This window comes from Alteromonas sp. BZK5 (genome assembly GCF_014349115.1).
GTDB classification, from domain to species: Bacteria; Pseudomonadota; Gammaproteobacteria; order Enterobacterales; family Alteromonadaceae; genus Alteromonas; species Alteromonas macleodii.
Map to the genome: position 1 here is coordinate 1 of NZ_JACSOE010000156.1, position 4,319 is coordinate 4,319.

3 protein-coding genes and 3 tRNA genes are annotated in these 4,319 nt (G+C 43.3%); all 6 read left to right on the plus strand.

Going from position 1 to position 4,319, the window contains the following annotated elements; all coding sequences use genetic code 11:
* The 6 genes from BIZ39_RS20420 (at position 1) to BIZ39_RS20445 (ending at position 4,187) form a co-directional block, all read left to right on the plus strand.
* Positions 1 to 77: transfer RNA gene (locus BIZ39_RS20420), tRNA-Asp, on the plus strand.
* Between the two features lie 30 nt (positions 78 to 107).
* Positions 108 to 184 (plus strand) — tRNA-Asp (locus tag BIZ39_RS20425).
* A 31-nt stretch (positions 185 to 215) separates the two neighbouring features.
* Positions 216 to 292, plus strand: a tRNA-Asp gene (locus BIZ39_RS20430).
* 316 nt (positions 293 to 608) lie between these two features.
* Positions 609 to 2,162 carry an EAL domain-containing protein gene (locus BIZ39_RS20435; protein ID WP_187447909.1) on the plus strand — a complete coding sequence of 518 codons (1,554 nt, stop codon included), beginning with the start codon at positions 609 to 611 and terminating at the stop codon, positions 2,160 to 2,162.
* A 101-nt stretch (positions 2,163 to 2,263) separates the two neighbouring features.
* Positions 2,264 to 2,974 carry a lipoprotein-releasing ABC transporter ATP-binding protein LolD gene (lolD, locus tag BIZ39_RS20440; RefSeq protein ID WP_061094835.1) on the plus strand — a complete coding sequence of 237 codons (711 nt, stop codon included), beginning with the start codon at positions 2,264 to 2,266 and terminating at the stop codon, positions 2,972 to 2,974.
* Positions 2,961 to 4,187 (plus strand): lipoprotein-releasing ABC transporter permease subunit, encoded by a 1,227-nt coding sequence (locus BIZ39_RS20445; protein ID WP_069944147.1) that lies wholly within the window; start codon positions 2,961 to 2,963, stop codon positions 4,185 to 4,187. Before lolD ends, BIZ39_RS20445 begins: the two co-directional genes overlap by 14 nt.
* Positions 4,188 to 4,319 lie beyond the last annotated feature (132 nt).

A 4,319-nucleotide genomic window follows, 5' to 3' on the forward strand; every position in this document is an offset into this window, starting at 1 on the left:
GGAGCGGTAGTTCAGTTGGTTAGAATACCGGCCTGTCACGCCGGGGGTCGCGGGTTCGAGTCCCGTCCGCTCCGCCATTTAGTTATACAGCGCAATCTCGATTATGTGGAGCGGTAGTTCAGTTGGTTAGAATACCGGCCTGTCACGCCGGGGGTCGCGGGTTCGAGTCCCGTCCGCTCCGCCATTAATCGAATAAAGCGCGCTTCCCATTATGCGGAGCGGTAGTTCAGTTGGTTAGAATACCGGCCTGTCACGCCGGGGGTCGCGGGTTCGAGTCCCGTCCGCTCCGCCATTAATGATAAGCTTTTCTTCTTAGATAATTCCCCCTTCTGGGGACACTTAAAAAGTTCTTTTTTACTCTGCAGTTAAAATTGCTGTTCTCGCTATCGCACTTTATTTATTCTTACCCTCTTGTCAGTTAGCCATTCAAGAAATTGCTCCATTTCCCAATTGCACAATGTGACACTAGAAACATTATTCCTCTTCGATTAATAGTCTTCTATAAAGTAAAAAAACACCCAACAAACAGTAACATGCCCTAAAGTCGTAGTGTCTTTTTTTTAATTTGTACTAAAGTTAGGTCGTTCACGCTAAAAAACACGGAAATTATGAATAAAAGCGACCAAAAACAGTACTTTCTTGCTGATAATTTAAAAGCAATTGGGGTGTCATTGCTAAGCGTAGTGGGTGTGACCCTATTACTCGCTATCGTTATGTTTGTGTTTATTCGAGAACAAGAGGAGAGTCGCGCTACAGAAATACTAGATAATGTGCGCGTAGTATTTAGAGATGCTGAGATCACGCTCGATTACCTAAATGCGCTGCCGTATCAAACCTGTGGAATGGATAACTTAGCGGAAATGCGAAAAACCTTGTTTCGCTCTCGATTTGTAAAAGAGATAGGTTTTTATCAAAATAACGAGCTATTGTGCAGTACTTATTTGGACATTCTAGAAGAGCCCATGAAAGAGGTTAAGCCTGATTTTTATACTCAGCTTGGCGACGCTTTTTGGATTAATACTCCTCTTCAGCTTTTCGATAAACAAGCTACTGGTACTATAGTACAGCGCGGACGTTACAACGCAGTATTGGATATGGATAGTGTCATTGGTTACAGCTACACGCAAGATTGGCAACTGTTCTACAATGGCGATCAGTTTTATCATATGGCAGGTAATCCTAGCCTTGTCGGTTCTACCCTCAGCGAAGATGACATGGACGCACACACTGGCTATTTTTCCTTACAATTTATCCAGTGTGATGAACGCTACAATCATACCTGCCTAAAAGTGAAATCTGATCACGGTCGCGTATTAGATTTGCACATGGGCAAGCTGGTGTTGTTCGTGTTTGCTATGATAATGACAGCAGCGTTGACGCATATGCTTACCTTTAACTATTTAAGACGACGACGTTCACTTGAGTCTCGCGTCAGTAAAGGGCTAAAAGAACATAAGTTCTATTGCTTGTACCAACCTTTTGTAAATTTGGAATCGGGAAAGGTCATTGGGTGCGAAGTATTGAGTCGATTTGAGGATGAATTTGGGCCGATTTACCCTGACAAATTTATTCCTCAGGTAAAAGAGCAGGATATGACCTGGGAATTTACGGTTGATATGATTACCACCGCCATGAGAGAACTCAACGAAAACCCAGAGATCCCCGAAGGCTTTAAGGTATCGTTTAATCTATTCCCCTTCGATTTTACCCGCGAAGGTTGTTTGGACCTAGACTTTGTACTAGATATGAACGTAAAGAACTTCAAGTTAGTTTTAGAGATCACTGAAGATGAGCAAATCGCCACTCATAGCGCGGTGAAGCATATTAAGTCGCTGAAGAGCAAAGGCTTCTTATTTGCAATTGACGACTTTGGAGTGGGTTATTCAAATTTAAGCCAGCTTAAAACGCTAAACTGTGATTACCTTAAAATTGACCGCAGCTTTGTTATGGATATGGAAGATAACAGCATTCGTTCATCGCTCATCCCTCACATTGTGAGCATTGCCGAAGGACTTAATATTGATTTAATTGCAGAAGGGGTCGAAAACATTGATCAATGCAATGAACTGAAAGGATTAACCATCGGCTTTGGTCAAGGGTGGTTATTTGGCAAGCCACAGTTGGTGGATGCGTTGGCCAAAAGCGTTCAAGGCATACAATAATACGGATTGATATTTACATTTTAGCGCTGTTATTTTTCAGTTGGTGTTGGTAGCGTTTAACGCTACCATTCACCGTCTGGAAATTAAAGAAGAATACTCGCATGCAGGACGTGCTAATTTGCCGCAATATTAATAAAACCTATCAAGATGGCAGTAATGCTACCCCCGTTTTACACGATGTCTCTCTTTCAATAAAAGCTGGCGAACATGTTGCTATTTTAGGTAGCTCCGGCTCAGGTAAAAGCACCCTTTTACATATTCTTGGAGGGTTGGATAAACCTTCTAGCGGCGAAGTCGAATTCAATGGAAAATCACTCGGTCAATTATCTGGAAATGCATTAGCAAAGCTTCGCAATGACGAAATGGGCTTTATCTATCAATTTCATCATTTGCTCGGTGAATTCACAGCGTTAGAAAATGTAGCAATGCCGCTAAGAATTAGAGGGCTCTCGACCAAATTGGCCCACGGCAAGGCTCGTGAAATGTTAGATGAAGTTGGGCTTTCTCACCGCGTCGACCATTTACCATCGACCATGTCAGGCGGTGAACGACAGCGTGTGGCAATAGCACGAGCTTTAGTTACCGAGCCATCAGTGGTGCTGGCCGACGAACCTACAGGAAATCTTGATGACTCGACGGGTGAGCAAATTTATAAACTGCTTACTAGCTTAAGTGATAAAAAAGGGACAGCGTTTGTCGTCGTTACCCACGATATTACCTTGGCTAGGAAAATGGACAGGGTGCTGAAGATAAAGGACGGCAGATTAGCGAGCGATACGTTGTTCAAGGAGAGCCAAGATGCTCGCCTTTGAATTGGCCCAACGCTTCAGAAAAACACGTTCAGAACAGCGTTTCATCTCTTTTATTTCGATGTCATCCACCATTGGGATTGCCCTTGGTTGCTTTGTACTAATTGTGTTGCTAAGCGTAATGAACGGATTTGAAAAAGAGCTTACAAGTCGTATTTTGAGTGTGGTTCCTCATGGTGAATTATATAGCAAAAGCGAAAGCGGAATAGAAAATTTAGACGCGCAGCTCTATCGTTTGTCTCAAGATAGCCGTATTGCCTCTGTCACGCCATACACAGGGATAACCGGAATGTTGCAGTCAAAGGGGGAGTTGAAGGCAATTAGCGTTACTGGTATTCCGGTTAACAGTGTTAGCGACAAATATGCTGAAAGAGTCACAAGTGAGGATTGGCAACGTTTTTCGACGCAGAAAAATGGTCTCATTGTAGGAAAGGGTATTTTCGCTTCCATGGACCTTAATATTGGTGACATTGTTCAAATACTCATTCCCCAAACAACTCAGGATCTAACCTTCAAAGCCCCACGTTCAATTACGCTTTCTATTTCTGGAGTGCTATCTGTTGGCGGTGAACTCGATAACCAGCTGGGTTTAATGCACTTGGAAACAGCGTCTGAAGCTATTGGTATTTCATCTAAGTCACAAGGAATTCAGTTTACACTTAACGACCCATTTTCATCTTACGACACGATGCGAGATATAGGTTACAGCTACCCACAGGGTGTTTACATGTCTGACTGGACACGTACCCAGGGCCACTTATATAACGATATTCAGCTAGTTAGAGCTGTGGTGTATATCGCCTTGACGCTGGTCATTGCCGTTGCTTGTTTTAACATTGTGTCGTCACTGGTTATGGCGGTTAGAGACAAACAGGCTGCCATCGCAATATTAAAAACCATGGGAGCGACGGATCGTTTAATTCGCAATACCTTCGTGTTACAGGGCGTTATCAATGGCGTTATAGGCATTACTGTAGGTGTGGTTTTAGCGCTACTGGTAGCACCTAACCTCTCTGAGATTGTTCGCTTTATTGAGGTGGCGATAGGCATAGAAATTCTATCAGGCGATATATATTTCATCGATTTCCTACCATCTGATCTACATTGGCAAGACGTTGTAGTAACCGTGGTTGTTGCTATGTTCTTGAGTGTGGGCGCTACTATTTATCCAGCGCAAAAGGCAGCCAAAGTATCACCTTCATCAGCGCTTCACTAACTTTAAGCTCAATAGGGTAAGTAATACCAGTCAGCATAGATCATTACCCACTCAGCGAGAGTTAAAATGTTCGTAATCGCGGCGTGTTACCGCAGGTATAGTGGTTCTACATCAAGGTGACACAACAAAGAG

Coding starts and splice junctions, on each gene's coding strand:
- BIZ39_RS20435 (WP_187447909.1), top strand. CDS start 609: ATGAATAAAAGCGACCAAAAACAGTACTTTCTTGCTGATAATTTAAAA.
- lolD (WP_061094835.1), top strand. CDS start 2,264: ATGCAGGACGTGCTAATTTGCCGCAATATTAATAAAACCTATCAAGAT.
- BIZ39_RS20445 (WP_069944147.1), top strand. CDS start 2,961: ATGCTCGCCTTTGAATTGGCCCAACGCTTCAGAAAAACACGTTCAGAA.